The 24,204-nt window shown below is 56.4% G+C and carries 21 protein-coding genes, 1 tRNA gene and 1 pseudogene; 13 read left to right on the forward strand and 10 right to left on the reverse strand.

Annotated features, from left to right (window positions below; all coding sequences use genetic code 11):
• Positions 1-36 precede the first annotated feature (36 nt).
• Positions 37-1,416 (reverse strand): glutamine synthetase family protein, encoded by a 1,380-nt coding sequence (locus FHL07_RS18530; protein WP_133144906.1) that lies wholly within the window; start codon positions 1,414-1,416, stop codon positions 37-39.
• Between the two features lie 348 nt (positions 1,417-1,764).
• Here FHL07_RS18530 and poxB point away from each other — a divergent pair, with 348 nt between their 5' ends.
• The 4 genes from poxB to FHL07_RS18550 all read left to right on the forward strand — a co-directional run bounded on the left by poxB (position 1,765) and on the right by FHL07_RS18550 (position 5,663).
• Positions 1,765-3,486: a ubiquinone-dependent pyruvate dehydrogenase gene (gene poxB / locus FHL07_RS18535; protein WP_138738768.1), complete on the forward strand. Its 1,722-nt coding sequence runs from the start codon at positions 1,765-1,767 to the stop codon at positions 3,484-3,486.
• 227 nt (positions 3,487-3,713) lie between these two features.
• Entirely contained in the window at positions 3,714-3,956 is a 243-nt protein-coding gene (locus FHL07_RS18540) for a ParD-like family protein (protein WP_016780087.1), read from the forward strand.
• The gene (gene map / locus FHL07_RS18545; RefSeq protein ID WP_095025138.1) at positions 3,953-4,744 is read left to right on the forward strand and encodes a type I methionyl aminopeptidase; all 792 of its coding nucleotides are present in this window, start codon (positions 3,953-3,955) and stop codon (positions 4,742-4,744) included. Before FHL07_RS18540 ends, map begins: the two co-directional genes overlap by 4 nt.
• Before the next feature lie 25 nt (positions 4,745-4,769).
• Positions 4,770-5,663 (forward strand): LysR family transcriptional regulator, encoded by an 894-nt coding sequence (locus tag FHL07_RS18550; RefSeq protein WP_095019351.1) that lies wholly within the window; start codon positions 4,770-4,772, stop codon positions 5,661-5,663.
• Between the two features lie 74 nt (positions 5,664-5,737).
• On the opposite strand, the pseudogene FHL07_RS18555 reads toward FHL07_RS18550, so the two are convergent.
• Together FHL07_RS18555 and FHL07_RS18560 are read right to left on the reverse strand one after the other, a co-directional pair.
• A pseudogene (locus tag FHL07_RS18555) lies at positions 5,738-6,217 on the reverse strand ((R)-mandelonitrile lyase); the annotation flags it as partial.
• 15 nt (positions 6,218-6,232) lie between these two features.
• Positions 6,233-7,282: an alpha/beta hydrolase gene (locus tag FHL07_RS18560; RefSeq protein WP_095038521.1), complete on the reverse strand. Its 1,050-nt coding sequence runs from the start codon at positions 7,280-7,282 to the stop codon at positions 6,233-6,235.
• 329 nt (positions 7,283-7,611) lie between these two features.
• On the opposite strand from FHL07_RS18560, the gene FHL07_RS18565 reads away from it, so the two are divergent.
• The 7 genes from FHL07_RS18565 (at position 7,612) to FHL07_RS18595 (ending at position 17,362) form a co-directional block, all read left to right on the forward strand.
• The gene (locus tag FHL07_RS18565; protein ID WP_130871775.1) at positions 7,612-9,186 is read left to right on the forward strand and encodes a sensor domain-containing diguanylate cyclase; all 1,575 of its coding nucleotides are present in this window, start codon (positions 7,612-7,614) and stop codon (positions 9,184-9,186) included.
• A 222-nt stretch (positions 9,187-9,408) separates the two neighbouring features.
• Positions 9,409-10,884 (forward strand): tyrosine-type recombinase/integrase, encoded by a 1,476-nt coding sequence (locus FHL07_RS18570; protein ID WP_138738769.1) that lies wholly within the window; start codon positions 9,409-9,411, stop codon positions 10,882-10,884.
• A 634-nt stretch (positions 10,885-11,518) separates the two neighbouring features.
• Positions 11,519-12,025 (forward strand): hypothetical protein, encoded by a 507-nt coding sequence (locus FHL07_RS18575; RefSeq protein WP_138738770.1) that lies wholly within the window; start codon positions 11,519-11,521, stop codon positions 12,023-12,025.
• Between the two features lie 202 nt (positions 12,026-12,227).
• The gene (locus FHL07_RS18580; RefSeq protein ID WP_238705566.1) at positions 12,228-13,418 is read left to right on the forward strand and encodes a hypothetical protein; all 1,191 of its coding nucleotides are present in this window, start codon (positions 12,228-12,230) and stop codon (positions 13,416-13,418) included.
• Positions 13,419-14,418: 1,000 nt separating this feature from the next.
• Positions 14,419-14,634, forward strand: coding sequence for a hypothetical protein (locus FHL07_RS18585; RefSeq protein ID WP_138738771.1), 216 nt, complete (start codon positions 14,419-14,421; stop codon positions 14,632-14,634).
• Between the two features lie 89 nt (positions 14,635-14,723).
• Positions 14,724-15,479 carry a recombinase family protein gene (locus tag FHL07_RS18590; RefSeq protein ID WP_138738772.1) on the forward strand — a complete coding sequence of 252 codons (756 nt, stop codon included), beginning with the start codon at positions 14,724-14,726 and terminating at the stop codon, positions 15,477-15,479.
• A 1,394-nt stretch (positions 15,480-16,873) separates the two neighbouring features.
• A complete protein-coding gene (locus FHL07_RS18595; protein WP_138738773.1) occupies positions 16,874-17,362 on the forward strand; it encodes a hypothetical protein in 489 nt (162 codons plus the stop codon).
• Positions 17,363-17,468: 106 nt separating this feature from the next.
• Here FHL07_RS18595 and FHL07_RS18600 read toward each other — a convergent pair.
• From FHL07_RS18600 to dapA, 5 genes are all read right to left on the reverse strand, one after another.
• Positions 17,469-17,558, reverse strand: a tRNA-Ser gene (locus tag FHL07_RS18600).
• A gap of 91 nt (positions 17,559-17,649) precedes the next feature.
• Positions 17,650-18,363 carry a phosphoribosylaminoimidazolesuccinocarboxamide synthase gene (gene purC / locus FHL07_RS18605; protein WP_019410660.1) on the reverse strand — a complete coding sequence of 238 codons (714 nt, stop codon included), beginning with the start codon at positions 18,361-18,363 and terminating at the stop codon, positions 17,650-17,652.
• A 28-nt stretch (positions 18,364-18,391) separates the two neighbouring features.
• A complete protein-coding gene (locus tag FHL07_RS18610; protein ID WP_095002187.1) occupies positions 18,392-19,150 on the reverse strand; it encodes an MBL fold metallo-hydrolase in 759 nt (252 codons plus the stop codon).
• Positions 19,151-19,154: 4 nt separating this feature from the next.
• Complete coding sequence (bamC, locus tag FHL07_RS18615) at positions 19,155-20,270, reverse strand: outer membrane protein assembly factor BamC (protein ID WP_138738774.1); 1,116 nt, start codon at positions 20,268-20,270, stop codon at positions 19,155-19,157.
• Between the two features lie 17 nt (positions 20,271-20,287).
• A complete protein-coding gene (gene dapA / locus FHL07_RS18620; protein ID WP_095002189.1) occupies positions 20,288-21,166 on the reverse strand; it encodes a 4-hydroxy-tetrahydrodipicolinate synthase in 879 nt (292 codons plus the stop codon).
• 327 nt (positions 21,167-21,493) lie between these two features.
• Between dapA and FHL07_RS18625 the strand changes: the two genes are divergently transcribed.
• Both FHL07_RS18625 and FHL07_RS18630 read left to right on the forward strand, forming a co-directional pair.
• The gene (locus tag FHL07_RS18625; RefSeq protein ID WP_016780071.1) at positions 21,494-22,054 is read left to right on the forward strand and encodes a glycine cleavage system protein R; all 561 of its coding nucleotides are present in this window, start codon (positions 21,494-21,496) and stop codon (positions 22,052-22,054) included.
• A 13-nt stretch (positions 22,055-22,067) separates the two neighbouring features.
• Positions 22,068-22,541: a peroxiredoxin gene (locus FHL07_RS18630; RefSeq protein WP_095026090.1), complete on the forward strand. Its 474-nt coding sequence runs from the start codon at positions 22,068-22,070 to the stop codon at positions 22,539-22,541.
• 109 nt (positions 22,542-22,650) lie between these two features.
• Here the strand turns inward: FHL07_RS18630 and queF are convergent, their stop codons facing one another.
• Complete coding sequence (queF, locus tag FHL07_RS18635; protein ID WP_095019361.1) at positions 22,651-23,481, reverse strand: NADPH-dependent 7-cyano-7-deazaguanine reductase QueF; 831 nt, start codon at positions 23,479-23,481, stop codon at positions 22,651-22,653.
• A gap of 81 nt (positions 23,482-23,562) precedes the next feature.
• The gene (copI, locus tag FHL07_RS18640; RefSeq protein ID WP_138738775.1) at positions 23,563-24,099 is read right to left on the reverse strand and encodes a copper-resistant cuproprotein CopI; all 537 of its coding nucleotides are present in this window, start codon (positions 24,097-24,099) and stop codon (positions 23,563-23,565) included.
• Between the last annotated feature and the right edge of the window lie 105 nt (positions 24,100-24,204).

Here is a 24,204-nt window from a genome sequence, read left to right on the forward strand (position 1 = left end):
TGAAAAAATTGTCACAAAACCATGAAAACAGGCGGGTCACGCCTGCTGCAAATACCAGCGCCAGTCCTGCTCGCCCACTTCGCCCATGAATTGACGGTATTCCGCGTTTTTCACGGCCAGGTAGACCTTGAGAAACTCCGGACCGAAGGCTTCTTTTGCCCACTCCGAAGCCTGCAACGCCCGCAAGGTGGTCAGCCAGTCGGTCGGCAACCGCTCGCTGGCCTGGGCATAGCCATTGCCTTCGACCGGCGCACCCGGGTCGAGTTGCTCGCGAATGCCACGATGGATTCCGGCCAGAATAGCTGCCGCGGCCAGGTACGGATTGGCATCGGCACCACATATGCGGTGTTCGATATGCCGTGAAAACGCCGGACCACCGGGCACCCGCAGGCTCACCGTACGGTTGTCCACGCCCCAGGTAGCGGCCAGCGGCGCATAACTGTTGCTCTGGAATCGGCGGTAGGAGTTGGCATTGGGGCAAAACATCAACAGTGAATCGAGCAAAGTGCTGAGCATTCCGCCCACCGCCTGCCTGAGCAACGGCGTACCGTCCGGTGCCTCGCTGGCAAACAGGTTGTTGCCGTCCTTGTCGGCCAGGCTCACATGCATGTGCATGCCGGTACCGGCCAGATCATCGAAAGGCTTGGCCATAAAGCAGGCAACCATCCCGTGCTTGTGCGCCACGCCTTTGACCAGGCGCTTGTAGCGCACCGCTTCGTCCATTGCCTGCAGCGCGTCACTGCGATGCTCCAGGGTAATTTCCACCTGCCCCGGCGCATATTCGGAAATCGCCGTGCGTGCAGGTATCCCCTGGAGCTTGCAAGCGCTGTACAAATCGGCCAGAAACGGCTCGATCTGCTCCAGCTCGCGCAAACCGTAAACCTGGGTCGCCCGCGGGCGCTGGCCATCAGCATCACGGGCCGGTTGCGGGCGACCGTTGCTGTCGCGCTGCTGATCGAGCAGATAAAACTCCAGCTCCGCCGCCATCACCGGGTAATAGCCATCGGCCTTGAGGCCATCGATAACCTTGGCCAGCAAGTGCCGGGGGTCGGCCACTGTGGCGGGCATGCCCTGTTGGGGATGCATGCTGACCTGCACTGCCGCCGTGGGAATCAGGCGCCACGGCATGGGCTGCAAACTGCCGCTGACGGGATAGGCACGGCAGTCGATATCGCCCACATCCCACACCAGGCCGGTGTTTTCCACATCATCGCCGTTAATGCTCAAGCCCAGAATCGTGCTCGGCAGCGGCCGACCGCTCTCGTAGACCGCCAGCAACTCGTCGCGGTGCAGCAACTTGCCGCGAGGCACGCCGTTATTGTCGATGATGAACAGTTCGAACATCTCGATGTGGGGATGTAATTCCAGAAAATCCAGGGCTTGTTGCAGCGGGGCAAACGCGGTTGCAGCACTCATGGCAATACTCATCGGTTCGTATCAGACAGGCGCCGGGGCGCACATATTCAGGATTTGACGGCACGATGAAGATCCGGCGGGCGGGCATGACGGCAGTGAAACAGGGCCCAGAAGGCCTGCCAGGGGCACTGAATGCTGCTCATACCTGCAACCGTTGCCAAAAAGGGAACCCAGCCTCACACGCCCGGGTGGGTTGTTTAAATGCAGGGATTTATACCTTTGGTTACATCGGCGCTAAACAATCAAGCCTCTGTGGGAGCGGGCTCTGTGAACGTTTCAATCCCCGGCAAGGTCGCATGCAGTGTCTATCCTGCTTGATCCACCCTACTGCTTCGAGGAGCCCGCACCATGACCAGAACGGTTGCCGATTTCATCACCGAAACCCTGCTGCAAGCCGGCGTAAAGCGTGTATTTGGCGTGGTGGGTGATTCCCTCAATGGCTTTACCGACGCCTTGCGTCGCCAGGAGCAGATTGAGTGGATCCATATGCGCAACGAGGAGTCCGCCGCATTCGCCGCCGGGGCCGAAGCCCATTTGACCGGCGAGCTGGCGGTTTGCGCCGGCAGCTGTGGCCCCGGCAACCTGCACTTGATCAATGGCCTGTTCGACGCCCATCGCAGCGGAGTACCGGTGCTGGCACTGGCCGCTCACATTCCCGGCAGCGAAATCGGTATCGACTATTTTCAGGCCACCCACCCCGAAAGCCTGTTCAAGGAATGCAGCCACTACGTTGAACTGGTGTCCCGCCCTGAGCAGCTGCCGCAGATTTTGCATCGGGCCATGCGCACGGCCATCGCCAAACGCGGAGTGGCGGTGGTAGTGATTCCGGGGGATGTGGCGCTGCAAGCGACCGAGGCCAAGGTGGCGCAATGGCTCAAGCCTGCCCAGCCGCTGGTCTGTCCCGCCCCGCCCGATATCGACCGGCTGGCGTCGTTTCTCAATGACGGCAAGAAAGTCACACTGCTGTGCGGCGCAGGCTGCGCCGGTGCCCATAGCGAAATCCTGGCCCTGGCCGAGCGGTTGAACGCGCCCATCGTGCATGCCCTGCGCGGCAAGGAACATGTCGAATACGACAACCCCTATGACGTCGGCATGACCGGCCTGATCGGCTTCGCCTCGGGTTACAAGGCGATGATGAACTGCGACACCCTGCTGATGCTGGGCACCAACTTTCCTTATCGCCAGTTCTATCCCGAGCACAGTTATATCGCACAGATCGACCTGCGCCCCGAAGCCCTGGGCAATCGCTGCCCGCTGCAACTGGGGCTGCTCGGTGATGTGAAGCTGACACTTGAGGCAGTATTGCCCAAGGTGATGCAAAACCCCGACCGCGACCACCTCGACCAGGCGCTGGACGATTACCAAAAAGCCCGGGAAGACCTCGACGCCCTGGCGGAAAGTGGCCCTGGCAGCTCTATCATCCACCCCCAGTACCTCAACCGGCTGGTCAGTGAGCTGGCGGCAGAGGATGCGATTTTCACCTGCGACGTTGGCACCCCCACTGCGTGGGCAGCCCGCTATTTGAAAATGAACGGCAAACGGCGCCTGATCGGCTCGTTCAACCACGGCTCGATGGCCAATGCCATGCTGCAGGCCATCGGCGCACAGGCGACATACCCGGATCGCCAGGTTATCTCAATGTCCGGCGACGGTGGTTTCACCATGATGATGGGTGACTTCCTCACCCTCAGCCAGGTGGGCTTGCCGGTCAAGGTCATCGTGCTCAACAACGGCACCCTGGGTTTTGTCGAAATGGAAATGAAGGCAGCGGGCTTCCCGGATGTGGGTTGCGACCTGAAAAACCCGAACTTTGCGGCAATGGCCCAGGCCATGGGGGTTAAAGGGATTCGCGTGGAGCATCCATCCGAACTGGAAGCGGCGCTGCGCGAAGCCTTCGCCCATGACGGCCCGGTGCTGGTGGATGTGGTCAGCGCCCGTCAGGAGCTGGTCATGCCGCCGACCAAGACGTTCGAACAGGCCAAGGGCTTCAGCCTGTTTATGCTCAAGACCGTGATGGACGGCCGCGCCCGGGAGCTGATCGACCTGGCCAAAGTCAACTTGTGGCGCTGATTAACTCTCCAATAACCGCAGTACTTTGTGGGAGCGGGCTTGCTCGCGATGAAATTGACGCGGTTTACCTGACAGACCGCGCCGCATGCATCGCGAGCAAGCCCGCTCCCACAGGGAGACCTTGACCGGAAACAGAGTTTCTACACGATTGAAAACCGCTACAGCTTGCGATCACGAGCAGCTCTCGCCTAATATACGTTCCATATACATTTCATATTGGAACGCTGATGGGCATCGTCAAGATATCCGAGCAGATGCACGAAAACCTGCGGGTCGCCAGCAACGCGCTGAGCCGCTCGATCAATGCACAAGCCGAGCACTGGATGCGGATCGGCATGCTGTCCGAACTGCACCCCAACCTTGATCACAACCAGATCTGCCGCCTGCTGGTGCGGGCCGAGCAGGCTGGCGGCCTGGACTTGAATGTGGCACTGCAAGACACCCCCCTCGCAACCGGAGCACATTCATGAAGGCCAGCGTCGTTATCAACACCCCGGCGCAAATCGCCCAGTCCAAGGTCGCGGGCAAGCTGGCCGCCGAAGTGCTGGCCATGATCGCCGAGCACGTCAAGGCCGGGGTCACCACCGACCAGCTCGACCGGATCTGCCACGATTACATCGTCAACGTGCAAAAGGCCATCCCCGGCAACGTGGGCTATCACGGTTTCCCCAAAACCGTATGTGCTTCGGTCAATGAAGTGGTATGTCACGGCATCCCGTCCAACCGCGTGCTGCGCGACGGCGATATCGTCAATATCGATATCGCCGTGGTCAAGGATGGCTGGTTCGGCGATACCAGCCGCATGTACTTTGTCGGCGAGCCAAGCCCCGCAGCCCGGCATCTGGTGAAAACTACCTACGAAGCCATGTGTGCCGGGATCCGCATGGTCCGCCCGGGCGCAACCCTGGGCGATATCGGCCACGCCATCCAGACCCTGGCCGAGAAAGAAGGCTTCAGTGTGGTACGCGAGTATTGCGGCCACGGCATCGGCAAGGTCTATCACGACGAACCGCAGGTGCTGCACTACGGTTATCCGGGCCAGGGCATGAAGCTCAAGACCGGCATGATTTTCACCATCGAACCGATGCTTAACGCTGGCAAGCGCCATGTGAAGACGCTGCCTGACCACTGGACTGTCGTGACCAGGGATGGCTCGCTGTCGGCCCAGTGGGAGCATATGGTGGCCGTGACTGACGACGGCTTTGAGGTTCTGAGCCCGTGGCCGGACACCCTGGCCGAGTACCCCGCCATCGTTTGACGGGCCACTGCACAGGGACGGCGATATGACGGTTGAAAGCTACGACCAACTGGCGATCTTCGCGGTAGTTGCCCAGGAGCGCAGCTTTACCCGCGCCGCCGCCCGCCTGGGCATGTCGCAACCGGCCCTGAGCCGGGCCATGCGCCAGCTCGAGGAACGCCTGGGGGTGCGCCTGCTGGCGCGCACTACCCGCAGCGTTGCCCCGACCCAGGCGGGCGAGCACCTGCTGCAGGTGATCGCCCCACGCTTCGACGAGATCAACAGCGAGCTGGCGCTGCTCAGCAAGTTCCGTGACCGGCCAGCGGGCAAATTGCGCATCACCGCAGGGGAGCATGCGGCGATTGCGGTGCTGCAGCCGGTGCTGGCGCGGCTGCTGCCCGACCACCCGGACTTGAGCATCGAGATTATCGTCGACTACGGCCTGACCGATATCGTCGCCGAGGGCTTCGATGCTGGCGTGCGCCTGGGCGAACAGGTGGCCAAGGACATGATTGCCATGCGCATCGGGCCCGATATGCGCATGGCGGTGATCGGCTCCCCCGCTTACTTCAGCCACTACCCCAAGCCGGTGATCCCGGCCGATCTCATGGCGCACAACTGCATCACCCTGCGCATGCCTACCCACGGCGGCCTGTTTATGTGGGAATTCGAAAAAAACGGCCAGGCACTCAACGTGCGGATCGAAGGCCAACTGGTGTTCAACAACATTGCCATGCGCCTGGAATCAGTCCTGCAGGGGCTGGGCCTGGCCTATATGCCGGAAGACGTGGTGCGGCCCTATATCGAGCAGGGCCGCCTGATCCGAGTGCTGGAGGACTGGTGCGAACCCTACTCCGGCTACCACCTCTACTACCCGAGCCGACGCCAGTCCTCCCCGGCCTTCACCCTGCTGCGTGAAGCCTTGCGCTACCCAGGCTGAGGAGGTGCCAGCTCACGGCTTTGCCCGTCCACTCCGCAGCCAGCATGGCAGGGCTCTGAAACTTAACGGTTCTGGTATTGCTCATCCGTCACTTTCTCCATCCAGGTCACGCTTTTACCGTCCACGCTGCCGGTGACGGCCAGATGAGTCATGGCACCGTCCGCTGCGGCGCCGTGCCAGTGTTTGACGCCCGGTGGGCAAACCACCACATCGCCGGGGTGGATTTGCTGCACCGGCTTGCCCCACTCCTGGGTCAGTCCCACGCCGGACACCACCACCAGCCGCTGCCCGGCCGGGTGAGTGTGCCAGGCGGAGCGGGAGCCCGGCGCAAAGGTGACGTAGGCACCCGAAGCGTTGATTTCCTCGCTGGCGGCAAACAGCGGATCGACCCGTACCTGCCCGGTAAAGTAGTCCTCGGGACCCGCTGTCGAGGCCTGGTCGGCGCTGCGGGTGATCTGCTGCGCCCGGGCCTTGTCGTCAACGGCTGACGATCCGGCGGCACCCGCCAGGGGGGCCGCAACACACATGGCAAGTGTCCACAGTGTCCGCTTCATGCAAACCTCCCGGAATCAGAGTGTTCTGGCATAGAAATCAGCCAGCTGGTTAATGGCAGTGTCCACATATTCAGGCACCCAGTAGGTCTGGATATGGGTCGCACCATCGATCTTGAACAGTGTCTTGTCCTGGGTGCCCGTGGCCCTGGCGAACGCCTGCTCGGTCATATACAGGGTGTCGGCCTTGCTGCCGGCAATCATCAGCAACGGTTTGTTGAGCAATTCGAGCTGGTTGGTGGCGTCGAAACTCATCAGGTCCATCAGGCTGCTGAGGGTGTATTTGAAGGTCGAGTTGGGGTGGGAGTGGGTTTTGCCGTAATACTCGAAACCTTCGCGATACAGATCAAAGGGCAGCTTGGCGATCTGCTCGTCGGTGAGTTTGACATCGCCGGTGTAGATTACTTCGCCACCTGCCGCTTCCTGGGCACGGGCAGCGGAGGCCTGCTGCAGACGCTCCTGGAGGGTGTCCAGTTGCGAATCCATAAAGCCATTACGGCGTACCAGACCTGAATTGAACATGCTCACAGTGGCAATCGACTGGAAACGCTTGTCGCTCTGCCCGGCTTTCAAGGCATAGCCACCGCCGCCGCAGATACCCAGCAAGCCCAGACGTTGGGGGTCAACACCGGGGTAACTGGCAATAAAATCGGCCATGCCGTGGATGTCTTCAACACGGTTGGCAGGTTTGTCGACATTGCGCGGCTGGCCGCCGCTGGCGCCCTGGTAGGCGGCGTCGGCGGTGATGGTGATATAGCCCCTGTCCGCCAGGCGCTGGGCATACAGGCCCGCCACCTGCTCCTTGACCCCGCCGTTGGGGTGCGCGACGACAATGGCAGGGTATTTCTTGCCCGCATCGTAATTGGCGGGGGTGTACACATTGGCGGCGATGTCCAGGCCATTGAGCTGGTAGGTGACCGGGTGGATATTGACTTTGCCTGGCTCGTTGCGAGTGATCGCACCCGCGTAGGTCAGGGTGAACGGGTTGGTCTTGTAGTCCCCCGCCTCCGCGGCGGACATGCCGACCATTGCGGCCATAAACGTGGCTTTAAGCACCGTAAACGTCACAGAAATCTCCCTTTCAAGTTAAAACTTCTGTAGGAAACGGCCACCAGAGGTGTGCGCGTATTCAATACAGAAGTAACTTAGCGCGTAGGAATTCATTGATAAACGCGGCTTTATTGATAGCACTTATACCAATGACGCATAAATCCACCGACTGGTGATTGGCACCCGCCGTCGGCCGCAAGCGGGCGATAGCCGCAGCTCAGCAATTATTCTTGTTTACGGGTGTGACAGAGCGCTCACCCCTACCTACTCTGCTAGTGACCTGCGCACCGCCAGGTTCTGGAGTCCAAACCTCTATTCAAGTTTTTTTGCGCTTATCGAACATGCCCATGACCGACAGCTTTAAACCATCACGCCCATTGCCCGTAAACCTGCGCGGCCTGATCCTCTGCATTGTTCTGGCGTCAGTCCTGGCGACCCTGTGCAACAGCCTTGTGGTGGCCTATCGCGTACAACGCGACGCCCTGATCCATTCGACCCTGGAGTCCAATGCTGCCTATGCGGCAAAAGTTGCCTCCAGCATTGGTGAGTTCTTGCGCGCAGCCCACAACAACCTGAACTACAGCGCCAAAATCCTCGGCAAGCACTGGGACGATCCCCAGGTGCTGCATGAAGAAGCCTTGAGGCTGGAGGCACAGGATCAGTATTTCAACTCCGTCGAAATCCTCGATGCCAACGGCAAAGTCCTGGCCTCGAATCCGCCACAGGCGCAGATTGTCGGTTCCAACGTCCCGGCCAGCGGTATCAGGCAAGCACTCCAAGAGCGCCGGGCACTGGTCAGCTCGACCTATGTATCCCGCCAGGGCAACTTGATCGTATTCGTATCAGAACCTGTTTTCAGCAAGGCCGGTGTATTTCTCGGCGCCGTGGTCGGGTCTATTTACCTGCTTGATCAAAGTGCCTTGCACACCGTCATCAGCAGCCACTTTCATCACGAAGGCACTTTTGCGTTTGTGGCCGACAGCAATCGTCGACTGCTCTACCACCCCAATCCTGCGCGTATCTCTGAAGTGCTTGGTGAAAACTTTGCGGTTGATGCGGCCCTGGGCGGCGAACGCGGTTCGATGGAAATAAGGAATTCCGAAGGCGTCGAAATGCTGGCAGGTTACAGCCAGGTCCCGGACTCCAATTGGGCGGTAGTGGTGCAACAACCCAGGGAGCATAGTCAGGCGACCTTGCGCCGGCTTATGCACGACATGATCATGGGCATGATTCCGGCCGGGCTTCTGGGGATGGTACTGGTATTCGTCGGCACAACGCTGATCGCCCGGCCCCTGCGCCTGCTGTCTGCCGCGGCGCAACAGCTGTCCGCGCCGCAGACTACGGAGTTGCTGCAACGTATCAACGCCTGGTACCACGATGCTTCGGCCATCCGCCAGGCCATGCTGGCGGGCGTGCAACTGCTGCAGCAAAAGCTTGGCCGCCTCAGCCACGAGGCGCAAAGTGACCCTCTCACCGGCCTGGCCAATCGCCGGGCCATGGAAGAACTACTGAGCGTGCTGGAGCAGACCCAGCAGCCCTACACGGTACTGGCGCTGGATATTGATCATTTCAAGCGGGTCAATGACACATTCGGGCATGACGCTGGCGACGTTGCACTCAAGCAGGTTGCCGAAATCCTCAAGCAGAACTCACGGGCAAACGACCTGGCATGTCGCAGCGGTGGGGAGGAATTTTCGCTGCTGCTACCGGATACCACGCAAGAAACGGCCAGAGCCATCGCCGAACGCATACGCCAAAGCATCGCAGACGCTCGCATACCGCAAGTCGGCAACCTGACAATCTCCATAGGTGTTGCCAGCAAGGCCGGCGCGCCAATGACACCGCAGCAAGTACTAAAACTGGCCGACGAACGCCTTTACCGTGCCAAGGAAAGCGGGCGCAACCGGGTGGTGTCTGCCTGAGGGGAAATGGGCACCGCATTTATCGACGCCCACGAAAAAGCCCCTGAAATGTTCAACCATTTCAGGGGCTTCGTCTTGTTCAATAATGGCGGAGAGATAGGGACTCACCACAAACGTCACTTAGCCTCAATATCCGCCGCATATATAGGCTTTACGACCTGATAGTAGTACAATTGAGTAGTACAACCCGCCGCATCACCTACCTACCCTCCCGGCGTACCAATGGCTGACAATCTGATTCAAAAGAAAGGCGAGTCCACTTGGTATGTGCGACTGGCAGTACCTATTGATGTGCGAAAGGCAATGGGTGGGAAAACGGTTCTCACCCAATCATTGAAGACCGGACTACGATCCGAGGCGATGAATCGACGCCTGAGCATACTCTCAGACTGGAAAGCAGCATTTAAAGCAGCGCGAAACAAAAGAGCGTTGCCCGAGGACTGGCAAACTAGCGTCATTTCTCAACTACAACAGTTCGATCAATTTGCTACCGACCAGAAGCGCAAACTGATTGGAGAGACGGTGCCAGACCTGCCAGCAGCAGACCCTAAAATGTTAGCCAAAATGTTAGCCAAAATGATGGCTGATCCTGGCTTGGTTGAAATCATCACCACGCTCGTCAAAACCAAAATGGCAAATGGGCTGACCGGCGACCTCCAGCATGAAGATACTCTCGCCAATATGTTCAAGAGAATGGTGCCACTCCAGCTCATGAGGCGCCATCAGTTCACCGCACAGCAACGGGCAGAGCTGGAGGCCTTGACGAAAGACCCGTCCAGCTACAAATCAAAGTCGCCAATTAACAAGGCTCGACTGGCAATATTCCGTGAGCACCGGCAAGGTCGAGCCATTGCAGCGAAGACCATCGACCAGCAGGAATCAAAGCTGGAGAAGCTTTCCGATTTTTTGAAGGCGGGAGAACGTAGTCTCGACTTTGACGCTGTATCAGCTTGGCTGGACTCCCTCAAGTTGACCAGTAAGACGCTCACACAATATCTACTGGCCGGAAGCGTCTTCTGGCGGTGGGCAATGAAGCACGATGCCCGGTGGCGAGAAGACTTCAAGGATCGTGCAAACCCCTTCGAAAATCATGATCTGCCACAGGTGAGGGGAAAGGCCAAAACAGACGCTCAGCGGAAAGATTTCAATCTGGAAGACATCTGCAAACTACATGCAGCAGCGTCAATCGGGGGGCATGCCACCCTTGCCGATCTTATCCTTCTTGGTACATACACCGGTGCTCGCATCGAAGAGCTATGCCAATTGAAGACAGAGCACGTCATTGAACCAGACGGCATAAAGAGCCTCGATATTGTCGACTCGAAGACAGCAGCAGGCATCCGCTCTGTACCAATACACCCTGCCCTATCTACCCTAGTTGACCGTTTGGTTGAGCAATCCAAGGACGGGTATCTAGTACCATCTGATAGCAAGAACAAATACGGTATCAGATCTGATGCTCTTTCCAAGGCATTTGGCAGACTCAAAGAAGCACAGGGGTTCGGTAGCCAACATGTGTTCCATTCCATTCGTAAAACGGTCGTCACACAGCTTCACAGAGCAGATGTAAGAAGTGAACTCATTGCAGAGTTGATTGGCCATGAAACAGGAACTGTAACTTTCGACGTATACAGCCAAGGTGCTACAACAGCACAGAAACTGGAAGCCATTTCCAAACTCCCTTCCCTGCAACCTTAAAACCGCATCCGCGCATTCCTTGAGCAAGAAGCGCGTTACGAATCAGGGGAGTTGGGGCGGCAACATCTGCAATGGAATGGCGAAGCATTTATTGATGTTGCAACTGATCTAAAAGTTGAGGGCGTAACTGGTAGCTAGCTTGCCCAGCACTACACTTTTATTTGACTCAATGCAATGCCAAACATTGACTTTTCTCACTTCTGTGGTAAAATATGTATGTAAGCAGAGATGAAGTTACTTTATCAGTTGACTGGCACCTTCCATTGCCTTCCTCCAACTGGCTGGGTAACTTCGTCTTCCTGCAAGCGGTGTCTCTCGGGGAACATCGCAACTAGAGAGGGCGTCTCCAAACGCTCTCTCTTTTTTTCGTCTTCACAAAATCATCTCACTAACTTCGGAGGGCTAATAATGGCCATGCTTCACGCTTCCACTTGTCCGGTCTGCGAGCAACCAATGACATCTCGCCGCAAAGACAAGACCGTTTGTAGCCACAAGTGCTACATGCGTTTATACAGAGCCAGAGCTAAAGCAGCTCTTGTTCCACTGCTAACAAACACAGATCGTGCAAACCAACTCATAGCTGCTGAATACATCGCAGCCATGTTCCAACAACTAAAAATACAGGAGACAAATCATGTCTATTCTACGCAAGCATAACAAACAAGAACTTAACGCCCTCAAGGAGGCCGCTGTAGCCTCGTACAAGAACCGCCAGCATGGATACGATGCCCACGCCGAGACAGACCCCAAGACATGCAGGCCTATCGGCAAGGTGCTGGTGGGTGCCTACATCTCAGAGCTTGTTCTAGCTCCCGCTCAGATCATCCCTGTGTACCTAGCCAAGATTGAAGAGGGCTACACGCTGCACGAGCTAGGGACGATGCCATACGCTGGAACTTCTCACCACATCTACTTTTACAAGCCTCAAGCAGAACAAGATGCTGACATCAAAGTTATTCATGCAGCAGTTGAAGCCGAGTACAGACGCGAGATTGATGAAAGTAATCGACTGATTGTGGAACGCCAAGTAGCGCTTGAAGAAGCTGCGATTGATCGTCAGGTTGAAAAAGAGTTAGCAGCAGAGCGTCAGGCTCAACGCGATGCTATCGAAGCTCGTGTCCGCCTGGAACTTTCCAAGTAACGCTGTTACCCCATCTGACAAATCCTAGTTTCCATCATATAAGAGGCAAGAATGAACAAGACCTGCACATGTAATCATTGCGGTCACGTGTTCTCAGTACAGAAGCGGCGACGTTATTGCAACGCTCGCTGCTTTCACTCTGATCCGTGCAACCCCAAAGCCCAGAATCCCATAAACGCCAACCATAATGGAGCCTATAACAATGACTGCAAGAACCCGAACAACAACTGAACGCCGCCTAACTTGTCTTCAGTGCAAGAAGCGCTTTCGCACCAGAAGCAAGACAGCGAAATTCTGCAACACTTCTTGTCGCACCACTTTCAACAATATTGCTCGTCACGCTAAGCAGATGGCCAGCGCCAGCAAATCCCCGTTCTTCTACGAACTTGCCCGTCAGGCTATTAGAGCCCGCACCATCCAGATTTATCATCAATTCGACCAGCAGCAACTTGAAGCCTTGTATGACGTGTACGCAAGTTGTCAGCGAATGAATGGTTATGGGTTGAGGAAAGAATACGGAGAAGATCCGTTAGAGCTGTCTCATATCGCCCCTGTGCGTGGCAAGACATCCATCGGTCTGTTTAGGGCCGACAATCTGGTCATATCACCAATGTCCTTGAATCGCTCGCACGGCACCAAGCATTACAGTGGCGGGGCTTCAATCTCTCGTGCAGACCTCTTGCCCCGCTTAGCTGTATCCGAGGACGCCAACGTCTCGGAAGTAGTGCAGCGCATTATAAAGCTGATCGGTGAGGACGTGGTACAGGCTGTAGTCCAGTCACGCAAAGTCAAACCAAGTAAGCGACAAGCCTTGTACTCTTGGTTAGTCGAACATCTCGACCCAGCCAATCCAGACCATACCGAACACTTGAAGACAATCGAAACTGCGTCAGCTCGCATCCTAGCTAACATGAAGCGCGAGCTTGAAGGCAAGGAGCCTGCGGGTGATTTCCGTGCATGGCTCGACTACTTCGGCGACACCGAAGCCTTCTTGAGCGAGTGGGAACGTATCGGCAAAGTATATCGCCCTGAGTTGTTGCCAGCGTTGGAGCGCATCCAGTTCCTGCTTGCCAATATAGGTCGTGCTCGATTCTCCCTTCTCGACATCGACGCCATCGACCTTCGGCTAATCTTCGATATGTTGCACGGTCAGCCAGTCCACACCGTCACTTCGGTTATCGACGCTCTGTATACCAAGGTATTAGCCGACCCGAGGCGCTACCGCTCAACGGAAGCCCTTGTGTCAGTTGTTGAGACGCCACTACAGGCTCCCCTGAACGTAACAGAGTCATTCCTTGAAGACATGGATGACGATCTGCCTTACGTTGCTCTAGACGCCTTGTACGCCATCCCTGTATCGCTTGATCATGACTTCGACCCAGTGCCGTTCTGAAACAAGCGCGTACAGCAGGTAGAAGTGTAACGCACACGGTGCGATTCGCTTGTAGCCCTTGTATTACGTGGCTTGCAGCCATTTTATGTGGACATAAAAGTGTGCGTGCGTTCAGTGCGACAAGGGGAGCAATCAGTTACTACGATGCTTTCTTGGAACGAAATCCTCTGATTACCCACCGCACTGCGAGGAAGGCAAGCAAGGTGCCTAAGCTTATCCCAAGCCAATACCCAGCAGATTTGACTGCCCATTGAAACTGTCTTTCAGGCAGTAATCCGATCTTGTACTTGTACATTTGTATTTCATTTCGGAGCGACTCATCAACATGCTGTCTCGTGTAGCTGGTGCAACGGGAGTCTTTCTTAAGCCCACCCGCGTCCACGTTTTGGAAGTAGACCTTGCAGTCCCTCCAGAAGAACAGGTTGTATCGGTGCTCAGAAGCTATTCGGTCTTGGGTTGGGAAATGCTCGTACCGTATTACACCTACCACCACAGCCATTAGTACAGCTAATACCACCCCTAGCCGTTGCCATCCATTCATCTCAAATTCCTGTATGTGGTGTGCCTGAGAAGGCGTAGTCAAGTTGTCTATGGGTGCGATGTACGTGCAATGTACTGCTTCAGGCCCTAAAATTGAACTTCCGCTAACTTCTTCGAAAAAAATGTTTAATTCTTATATCTCCTTTTATCTACTGGAATAACCGCCAATTAACCCCTGTAAACCCCCTCAAAACCCCCCAAAATACCTAGGTTATTGGGCTAGTTCACGGCCAGACATTTATTGTGCAACCTCTGTAGCCCTGATTCTACGGGGCCTCCAGCTTTCATGTGCGTAGCAAAGGCCGCTTCTCGCAGCAGAAAACAGTTTCTAATGAAAAAACAGTAAGTTTTCCCCTGCCAAGTCGCATCAGAGGTGGGTCAGCCCATCCAGTGCTTGAGTGCGAGTCATTGCATCCATGCTGAACTACGATCCTTGCACACTCCTTAAAGGGCGATAGCCATGCAGGACGAAATAGATGCACGTATAGCCACAGCAGATGTGCTAACCCTATTGCTGCACAATCAGCACGCCCTAGCTGCTGCAATCGAAGAAGTGGCCCTGTGGGCTAGAGCCAGCGGATCAAGTGAAGCCCATCAGAACGCCGTCAATGCATTACTGACTATTGATGAGAATGCATCCGCAATTACGGCAGGGATTCTCAAGATCCGATCATGAAATACAGTAGGAAAGACATATAACATTCCTAGAACGACCATTCAGAATATGTTATTATTGCTCTGAAGCAGAATTCAGAGGGCGAGAGCATGACCAGCATCACTACCACCAACACAATCGACGTAGTGAGCTACTGCCGTGTGTCCAGTCATGGGCAAGGTGAAAGCGGGCTGGGTCTTGAAGCTCAACGCGAGTACATCGCTCGTGCAGCCCAACAGAATGGATGGAACATCGTTGATGCGTTCGTGGACGTTGTGTCGGGCAAGTTGGCTATCGAGGATCGTCCCGAAGGCAAGAAGGCACTGGCAGCGTGCAAGAAGCTGAAAGCACAACTCGTGGTCGCCAAGCTGGATCGTTTATCCCGTTCAGTTCACCACATTGCACGCCTAATGGAACAGACCGAATTCAAAGTCGCCACCATGCCGCAAGCCAAGACGTTCGAGCTTCATCTGTTTGCAGCCCTTGCCCAACAGGAACGAGAATTCATTGCCAACCGCACCAAGGAAGCTCTGGCAGCCCTCAAGATCCGTGCGGACGCTGGCGACATACAGTCTGTTGAAAAGATTTTCCGCCGCTCCGAAGCACTGGATAAAGGCCGTACAAAAGCCAACCGTGCTAAGGCTACTGAGGCAGTTCAGCTGCGAGTGAATACATGGCAAGAGTCGGTACGTGATCCTATCGACCTGTGCATCCGCAAAGGTGGTCGCACACTCCAACAGGTTGCTGACTGTCTGAACAGTAAGGGCATCACTACAAGTCGAGGCGGACAATGGTCGTCAATGCAAGTGAGCCGTGTCATGAAGAACCTGGCCCTTCACTTCCCTGCTAAAGATGCGGCTGTGTGAACCACTGCTGAACCATCGTACTTCGCCTGAAAGGTTTACACGCCACCCCAAACCTCGCCAGTGCGGGATCTTGTCGTCTTTTGGCCTCGAAAACACTTCAACTTATTTTCAAAAAGCAACAGCTTTTAGATAGGCCACATGCGCCCTGTTAAGTGGGTGGGACGACGAACGGCTTATTATTTTTCCAGCTGAAACGTCAGGTCGATGCTGAAGTGCATCTGAAATTTTGGCGGCAGGGCATGAGGCCAAGGGAAATAGTCGCTACTGGCACAGAGGATCATTTGGAAGGGAAGACATACGAAGAGCAATTGAAGCCAGCAATGCGGATGAGCGATGGGTGCTTGGGATGTATCGAGGATGACCCTGGAGTTCGAATGAGTTTCGAGCTGCGAAGTGTTTGACAGCAGAGGCACTACCACAGGAAGCCACCAAATCAGCAAAAGCTTGGTGGCGACTTTCACGCCTTAACGCGGAGGGCTACGACGATGGTGACAAACATCCTCCCATTCACCGAAGCGGAACCGACGATATTGACGAACCGGCACCGTTTTGGCACCGACGGTTGTGTTACCGGTAAAACCAAGAAACATTTCCATCTGGGTAATCTCCAGCAAGTTAGGTTAAGTCGCACCTGCCTGGAGACGACCACCGATCAATCAGCGATTGACGCAATTGCATCAATTGGCTTTTAATGGCGTCCTTCTTCCGACAGTGCTGAAACGTATGCGTCGGAGGGTACGGGTAGTCACGTTTCTGTCGCCAAACTTGGCGTGGCTACTCGTAGACATCTTCTGCTAAGACCGCCTTCATTGGCGGTTTTTGCGTTTCTGTCGCCATCATATCGTTAAGTCAGAGGCTCTGCAAGCCCCTGTGATCGTCTGTGGGCGTAATTAACGATCTTCCCTTCCGCACCCCCTCCAACCACCCCTAAACGCCTACAAACGCGCCGAAGGACCCTCAAAAGGCCCTAATCAAGCCCTTTCCGGCACAAACTCGAAATAGCTCGCAAAAGCGGTAAAACCGTTGAAAGCCGTGCGATTTGGCGTATTTATTCACCCTGAAAACAATCGAAAACACTACATGTAGAGTCATGATCGGAGGAAAGGCACAAGATAATGCGTTTTTGAATCCCTAGCAACGCACTACCTGTGGATAACGCTGTGGGTAAAATATGTATGAAACGCAGAACATCCGTGTAGGCCACGCCACTGCTGGATTCCGCCGTTCGTCACCGATTATTCCATCCCCGTCCGGATTTTTTTCTGGACGCACGAACACCTACAAATAAACTCGCATCGACTTTATAAGGTCGCTTAGTTGCTTGTGGAGATTCAAACTCAGCAAGTGCAGCAGCCACTCGCAGCCATCAGCTTCCAGCACTAAGGAAAAATGAAATGCAGACCAGTGAAATCATCAGCACCGCAGGCTTGCTTGTCACCGCCTTAGTAGCCACCGGTGGCTGGCTCTGGCAACGCTGGCAGGAACGCACAAGCGTACAAGTGGCTATCGTTGCAGAGGTGCTGGCGCTGAGGAAGATAGCCGTGGAGCGAGATTACCTTTCCGGCCTAATCGAAGCTGGGAACCATCTACTTGCAATACCGGAGGACCAGCGTCCAGAAGCGTCATTGCAGGTACGAATTCCTGAGCACTATTGCAGAGTTTATGTCGCGAATCTCGGGAAGCTGGGATACCTCTCGCCAGAGGATGCTCAGTTGGTTGTCAGCTTCTATCAATACGTCGATAGCGTTGTGCAAGACGTCACAAAGGGCGGAATCATCTATGAGGGGACGAATGACCCAGAAGCTTTCACAGAGGCTGCAAACGTCCTGAAATTTGCGTTAGACGCTGCCCAGCAACTGGCTGACAGACATGCGAAGAAATGAGCGTCTAGATAACGCTAAACAGCATGACTTGAGTAGTACAACAGAGTAGTACAACCTGAAAACGAAAAAGCCCCGCAGACCTTGATCTGCGGGGCTTTCGTAATAATGGCGGAGAGATAGGGATTCGAACCCTAGGTACTGTCGCCAGTACAACGGATTTCGAATCCGTCCCATTCGGCCACTCTGGCATCTCTCCAACGGCGCGAATAATAGCGCGGTTTTTGATTATGGCAAAGCCTTTTTTCAAAAAAACCGCGCTGTATCAGTTGCTTGCGCGCCTTTACTGCTTAAAGCGGGACGCCGAGGCGGTTTGCAACTTCTTCGTAGGCTTCGATTACGTCGCCCAGACCCTGACGGAAGCGGTCCTTGTCCATTTTCTTGCCGGTAGCCTTGTCCCACAGACGGCAGCCGTCCGGGCTGAATTCGTCACCCAGGACGATGGAGCCGTCGTGGAATACGCCGAACTCAAGTTTGAAGTCGACCAGCAGCAAGCCAGCGTCATCGAACAGCTTGTTCAGTACGTCGTTGACCTTGAGCGACAGTTCTTTCATGCGAACCAGTTGCTCGGCAGTGCCCCAACCGAAAGCCACGACGTGGGATTCGTTGATGAACGGGTCGCCCTTGGCGTCGTCCTTGAGGAACAGTTCGAAGGTGTACGGGTTGAGCTTCATGCCCTCTTCCACACCCAGACGCTTGACCAGGCTGCCCGCTGCGTAGTTACGCACAACGCACTCGACCGGGATCATGTCGAGTTTCTTCACCAGGCACTCGTTGTCACCCAGCAGTTTGTCGAATTGGGTCGGCACGCCGGCTTCTTCGAGTTTCTGCATGATGAAGGCGTTGAACTTGTTGTTCACCATGCCCTTGCGATCAAGTTGTTCGATACGCTTGCCGTCGAACGCCGAAGTGTCGTTGCGAAACAGCAGGATCAAGCGGTTTTCGTCGTCGGTCTTGTAAACCGATTTCGCTTTACCGCGATAGAGTTCTTCACGTTTTTCCATGATGGGCTCCGCATGCTAAGTAGGTGGGCTAGGCGATTGTGCGCCAGTCGAGCCCTGAATCTTGATCGGCCAGTTGCAGCCAGTCCGGGTCGCACCCAAGGGTGTCGACAAAACATTGCCGGGCCAGCTGCGGCAGGTTGTTCTTGCTGCTGAGGTGGGCCAGTACCAGATGTTGCAGGTCTTGCCAGCCCAACTCGGCCACCAGGCTTGCGGCCTGATGGTTGTTCAAATGTCCTTCCTGGCCCCCTACCCGGCGCTTGAGAAAAGCAGGGTAGTGACCACGGGCAAGCAGGTCCCGACAGTGGTTGGCTTCAATCATCAGCGCATCCAGATCGCGATAGCTGTCCAGCACGCCAGCACAATACGAACCCAGGTCGGTCAGCAGGCCGAACCGCCGCTTGCCGTCACTGAATACGTACTGGGTGGGCTCCTGGGCATCATGGGCGACCAGGGTCACACTGATATTCAAGGCTCCGATTTGCAGCGTCTGACCACCCGCCACGTAACCGGCGGCCTCCAGAGGCTTGCGCATCCCGCGCTGGGTACCACGACTCATGTACACCGGCAAATTGTAGCGCCGCGACAGCAAACCCACGCCATGCACGTGGTCGGCATGTTCGTGGGTGACCAGAATCGCGCTCAGCTGGTGAGCGCTGATGCCCAGCCTGGCGAGACGACGCTCGGTTTCTCGCAACGAGAAACCGCAATCGACCAGTACATAGGTGCTGTCGCTGGCTATCAGCGTGCCATTCCCTTGGCTACCACTGCCGAGAACGGCAAAACGCATACAATCAGCCCAGGTTGTCTTGGATAACGCCCAGCACCTTGCGCGCCACTTCTGGCGAGGCAACGGTGTTGATGTTTTCTTCGACGGTCACTTGCACGCTTTCACCCACCTTGCTCAGGCGAACCTGATAGCGCTGGGCACGGGCTTCAACTTCTTCCTTGTCCGGCTTGCTGCCAAAGAGACCGGAGAAGAAACCAGGTTTCTCGTCCTTCTTCTCGGCTTTTTCGGCGAGGTTGATGTAGTACAGGCCCAACGTGCGGTTGATGTCTTCAACGCGCCATTCGCCCTGTTCAAGTGCACGACCTACGCTAGACCAGGCACGGTCGAGGTCTTCGGTCAGGGTCAGCACCGGGTTGCCGCTGCCGTCTTCGTTCAGGCTCACACGCGCAGGGGTGTCGAAATCACGGGCAGCCAGCAGCGAAACCGAACCGCCCTTCTCGGCGTTGCGGCTCATGCTGATCAGCATTTCATCAACCAGGGCTGCATCCAGACCGGTGTTGACCGAGCGGTTGCCAAAGTCGACGTTGGCACTGCTACCGGCCGGGCGGTTGGCACTGACCACGTAGATTTCGCTGGTATTGCGCTGCACACCCGGCTCGATGCGTACCCGCAGGCGGGTTTCGCTGTCGGAGGTCAGGCCGCTGCTGCCCACATGGCGGGCGATCGGAGCGGAAAGCTCGTCAGCACGCTGCCAGCTCGTGGTGAACTCGCCGGTTTGCGGGCGCTGTTCGTCGATGCGGAAGCCATTGTCCTGGAAGAACTGCATCGCTACCGGCCAGACTTCTGACGGCGAACGCTGCGCCATGACCCAGCGGCTGTCGCCACTTTTCTGCAGGCTGAAATCGCTGGCACTGGCGGCTACAGCCAACGGCTGTGGACGCGGTACTTCAAACTCGCCCTTGACGTTGTCGTCGGGCACATTGCTGGGGATCGGCAACAGCGGCACAAGGCGCTTGTCAGTCTGGACACCTGGCGGCAACTGCATTGGAGCGGTTTGACGCGCCTCCAGGTAGTCGCTGCCACGGTCGCGGAAGTAACCCTCTTGACCCCACAGCCAACCGCAGCCGCTGGTGCTGGAAATAATCACGGCTAGTGCGGAAAGTCCGGCCAATCGCTTCATGCGTAGTGCTTCCTCAATTAAACCAAGACACCGGACTGGCGCATTGCCTGACGCAGTGGTTCGTGGCAAGGCTCGCTGAGCCAGGTGAGTGGCAGACGGATACCGTCCGACATCATGCCCATCTCATGCAGCGCCCATTTCACGGGGATAGGGTTGGATTCGATAAACAGGGTTTTATTGAGCGGCATCAGCTTTTCGTGCAGCGCACGGGCAGTGTCGGCATCGCCACGCATCGCAGCAGCGCACAGGTCGCTCATGTCACGCGGAGCAACGTTGGCGGTTACCGAGATATTGCCCTTGCCGCCGAGCAGGATCAGCTCGACTGCGGTGGCGTCGTCGCCGGAGTACACCAGGAAGTCGCTGCTCACCCCTGCCAGAATGGCCGGTACGCGCGTCAGGTCGCCGGTGGCTTCCTTGATGCCGATGATGTTCGGCACGGTGGAAAGACGAATGACGGTAGCCGGCAGCATGTCGCAGGCGGTACGGCCCGGAACGTTGTACAGGATCTGCGGGATATCGACCGCTTCGGCGATCGCCTTGAAGTGCTGGTACAGGCCTTCCTGGGTCGGCTTGTTGTAATACGGTGTCACCAGCAGACATGCATCGGCGCCAGCGGCCTTTGCATTGGTGGTGAGTTCGATCGCTTCACGCGTCGAGTTGGCGCCCGTGCCGGCAATCACCGGAATGCGCCCTGCAACCTGCTTGACGACATGACGAATCACTTCAATGTGTTCGTTCACATCCAGAGTTGCCGATTCACCTGTAGTGCCAACGGCAACAATGGCGTTGGTGCCCTCTTGCAGGTGAAAGTCCACCAGTTTGCTCAGAGCGTCCCAATCAAGACGACCTTGTGCATCCATAGGTGTGACCAGTGCCACCATACTGCCCGCAATCATGCAACCGCTCCTGCCGGAAAAAGAGAGCCGTAATGGTACTGGCGCCATGACCCTTGCACAAGCAACAGCGCGCCCGATGAGCATTCCCCTTCGCGTTGCTTTTCGCTACCCTTCAGCCTTTGATTGGTACTGATGTGTACGCAAGTCTGTTTCACAGGCCCTCAGCAAGCGCCAAAAGCCCCGCCCAAACGCCACCGAGCACGTTTTGCAGAGCCTGCAAACCGCCTGGAACGCAGTATTGACGGGCTTCTGACGCTCAAGTGTTACCTGATACTCAACTTGCCTGCCATCGACCGTACTGACCGCTCATCGTTTTAGGAAGGTTGAATGTCCACCCCCACAGTTCGCGAACAATTCCTTGTCATCAGTGCCCTTGGCGCCAACCCAATGGAGCTGACTAACGTGCTGTGCCGCGCCAGCCATGAAAATCGCTGCGCTGTCGTGACCTCGCGCCTGACTCGCCACGGCGAATGCAGTGCCCTGGTCCTGGAAGTTACCGGTAGCTGGGACGCCCTGGCACGCCTTGAAGCTGGCTTGCCTGCGCTGGCCAAAAAGCACGCGTTCAGCGTCAATGTAGTACGCAGTGCGGCCCTTGAAACCCGCCCGCAGGCGCTGCCGTACGTGGCCTATGTCAGCTCGGCCTACCGCTCGGACATCATCAACGAGCTGTGCCAGTTCTTCATGGACCACAACGTCGAGCTGGAAAACCTGACGTGCGATACCTATCAGGCGCCACAAACCGGCGGCACCATGCTCAACGCCACCTTCACCGTGACCTTGCCGGCCGGCGTGCAAATCAGCTGGCTGCGTGATCAGTTCCTCGACTTCGCCGACGCGCTGAACCTGGACGCACTGATCGAACCTTGGCGCCCACAGAACCCGATGTAAGGAAACCGACTCAATGGCTGTTGCAATTGACCAACCCGTAGACGATTTCCAGATCCCGGCGACGAGTGAAAAAACCGTCAGCCTGTCGCAGCTCCAGGGCAAGCAGGTAGTGATCTACTTCTATCCCAAGGACAGCACGCCGGGCTGCACCACTGAGGGCCAGGGTTTTCGCGACCATTACGCCGAGTTCCAGGCGGCCAATACCGAAGTGTTTGGTGTGTCCCGCGACAGCCTCAAGTCCCATGAGAACTTCAAGGCCAAGCAGGGTTTTCCGTTTGAGTTGCTGAGCGACAAGGACGAAGCCCTGTGCCAGCTGTTTGACGTGATCAAGCTGAAAAAACTGTACGGCAAGGAGTACCTCGGCGTGGACCGCAGCACCTTCCTGATCGACAAGGATGGCGTGTTGCGTCACCAATGGCGCGGCGTGAAAGTGCCAGGCCATGTCGAGGCAGTGCTGGAGCAGGCCAAGGCGCTGAATAACGGCTAAGCAAAACCCTGTGGGAGCGGGCTTGCTCGCGATTCAGGCGACGCGGTTTGTCAGGCAAACCGCATAGACCTATCGCGAGCAAGCCCGCTCCCACATGAGTCACAGCGTATTACTGACGCACCAACCGCACATTCTGGAACTCGACCGCTTCGGTGCTGCGGTACGGGTTGATATCCAGCCCACCACGGCGCACATAGCGCGCATACACGGTCAACTTCTCGGGCTTGAGCAAACGCTGCAGGTCGAGAAAGATCCGCTCCACACACTGCTCATGAAAGTCCGAATGCTGGCGAAAGCTCACCAGGTACGCCAGCAAACTGGCGTGATCCAGCGCCGCCCCACGGTACTCGACCACCACCGTGCCCCAGTCCGGCTGACTGGTGACCGGGCAGTTGGATTTGAGCAAGTGGCTGTAGACGCTTTCTTCAACCACCTGGGAATCGTCGCACTTGAGCAATTCAGGACGCGGCTGCGCGTAATCACTGACCGTGATATCCAGGTCATCAATGCACACACCCGGCAATACGGCTACGCCATCAGCCTGAACTTCATCCAGACTGCGTACGCGCACGCTGACAGGCTTGCCGGATGCGGCCGACAAATCTGCACGCAATGTAGCCTCAAGGCTCGGGGTATCGGCAAATACCGTCTGGTTCAGCGAGTTGAGATACAGCTTGAACGACTTGGACTCGACGATATTCGGCGAATCGGCGGCAAAGCAAAACTCGCCAATGGCCACCACCGGTTTGCCCGATGGCAACAACCAGGACAGCTCGAAGCAGGTCCAGAAATCCACGCCGACATAAGGCAGCGTTTCGGCGCTCAGCCCCAGCTCGGCCCATTTCGCCGCGCGCGGGATCGGGAACAGCAAGGACGGGGTATAAGTGCTGATGTATTCACTGGACTTGCCCAGCGGGGAATGTTCGGCGGCGGGATGCATGACAAAAACCTGGCTAGAAAAACCCGGTAATTCTATCGGGTTTAAGCCAGGCTTTCAGCGTTCACCGACAATCAGGACGTTTTAAGGCGCAACTTTCACCTTGCCGACCATGCCAGCCTGATAGTGACCCGGCACATTACAGGCAAATTCCAGGTTGTCGGCGCGGGTGAAGGTCCAGGTCAACTCCGCGGTTTTACCCGGCTCGACCAGCACGCTGTTGGGGTCATCGTGTTTCATGCCAGGCATGCTCATGCCACCATGGCCCATTGCCGAGTGATCCATGCCGTCATGCCCCATACCGGTCGGGGTAAGCATGCCGCTTTGCTGCATTTCGAGCATTTCTTTCTGATGTGCCGCGTGCATCGCGGCATTGCCCAGGTTGAACTCGTGCAATAACTGCCCTTTGTTGACCAGGACAAAACGCACCGTTTCACCGGCTTTCACATCCAGCGACTTTGGGGTGAAGGCAATATCAGTCATGTCGATTTCAACCGTGCGCGTGGCGCTGGCGGCAGGTGCGGGCTGACCAAAATCAAAATGCCCGGCAGGCGATGCCATTACCGGCAGGCTCAAGGCCAAAAAACAGCCAGCAAGCGACAAACGGATACGTGCGGTCATACTTACTCCCAGAAACAAAATGTCAGGCTTGGCGCTACTTTAAAGTCTCGGCACTGGCATTCAACTGACTGCAAGATTACAACTTTGTCAGCTTGACCCTGCATA

Source organism: Pseudomonas sp. FSL W7-0098 (genome assembly GCF_005930585.1).
GTDB lineage: Bacteria > Pseudomonadota > Gammaproteobacteria > Pseudomonadales > Pseudomonadaceae > Aquipseudomonas > Aquipseudomonas bubulae.

Bases quoted from the DNA above. Each gene is read 5' to 3' on its own strand.
- FHL07_RS18530 (WP_133144906.1), bottom strand. From the start codon at position 1,416: ATGAGTGCTGCAACCGCGTTTGCCCCGCTGCAACAAGCCCTGGATTTT.
- poxB (WP_138738768.1), top strand. From the start codon at position 1,765: ATGACCAGAACGGTTGCCGATTTCATCACCGAAACCCTGCTGCAAGCC.
- FHL07_RS18540 (WP_016780087.1), top strand. From the start codon at position 3,714: ATGGGCATCGTCAAGATATCCGAGCAGATGCACGAAAACCTGCGGGTC.
- map (WP_095025138.1), top strand. From the start codon at position 3,953: ATGAAGGCCAGCGTCGTTATCAACACCCCGGCGCAAATCGCCCAGTCC.
- FHL07_RS18550 (WP_095019351.1), top strand. From the start codon at position 4,770: ATGACGGTTGAAAGCTACGACCAACTGGCGATCTTCGCGGTAGTTGCC.
- FHL07_RS18565 (WP_130871775.1), top strand. From the start codon at position 7,612: ATGACCGACAGCTTTAAACCATCACGCCCATTGCCCGTAAACCTGCGC.
- FHL07_RS18570 (WP_138738769.1), top strand. From the start codon at position 9,409: ATGGCTGACAATCTGATTCAAAAGAAAGGCGAGTCCACTTGGTATGTG.
- FHL07_RS18575 (WP_138738770.1), top strand. From the start codon at position 11,519: ATGTCTATTCTACGCAAGCATAACAAACAAGAACTTAACGCCCTCAAG.
- FHL07_RS18580 (WP_238705566.1), top strand. From the start codon at position 12,228: ATGACTGCAAGAACCCGAACAACAACTGAACGCCGCCTAACTTGTCTT.
- FHL07_RS18585 (WP_138738771.1), top strand. From the start codon at position 14,419: ATGCAGGACGAAATAGATGCACGTATAGCCACAGCAGATGTGCTAACC.
- FHL07_RS18590 (WP_138738772.1), top strand. From the start codon at position 14,724: ATGACCAGCATCACTACCACCAACACAATCGACGTAGTGAGCTACTGC.
- FHL07_RS18595 (WP_138738773.1), top strand. From the start codon at position 16,874: ATGCAGACCAGTGAAATCATCAGCACCGCAGGCTTGCTTGTCACCGCC.
- purC (WP_019410660.1), bottom strand. From the start codon at position 18,363: ATGGAAAAACGTGAAGAACTCTATCGCGGTAAAGCGAAATCGGTTTAC.
- FHL07_RS18610 (WP_095002187.1), bottom strand. From the start codon at position 19,150: ATGCGTTTTGCCGTTCTCGGCAGTGGTAGCCAAGGGAATGGCACGCTG.
- bamC (WP_138738774.1), bottom strand. From the start codon at position 20,270: ATGAAGCGATTGGCCGGACTTTCCGCACTAGCCGTGATTATTTCCAGC.
- dapA (WP_095002189.1), bottom strand. From the start codon at position 21,166: ATGATTGCGGGCAGTATGGTGGCACTGGTCACACCTATGGATGCACAA.
- FHL07_RS18625 (WP_016780071.1), top strand. From the start codon at position 21,494: ATGTCCACCCCCACAGTTCGCGAACAATTCCTTGTCATCAGTGCCCTT.
- FHL07_RS18630 (WP_095026090.1), top strand. From the start codon at position 22,068: ATGGCTGTTGCAATTGACCAACCCGTAGACGATTTCCAGATCCCGGCG.
- queF (WP_095019361.1), bottom strand. From the start codon at position 23,481: ATGCATCCCGCCGCCGAACATTCCCCGCTGGGCAAGTCCAGTGAATAC.
- copI (WP_138738775.1), bottom strand. From the start codon at position 24,099: ATGACCGCACGTATCCGTTTGTCGCTTGCTGGCTGTTTTTTGGCCTTG.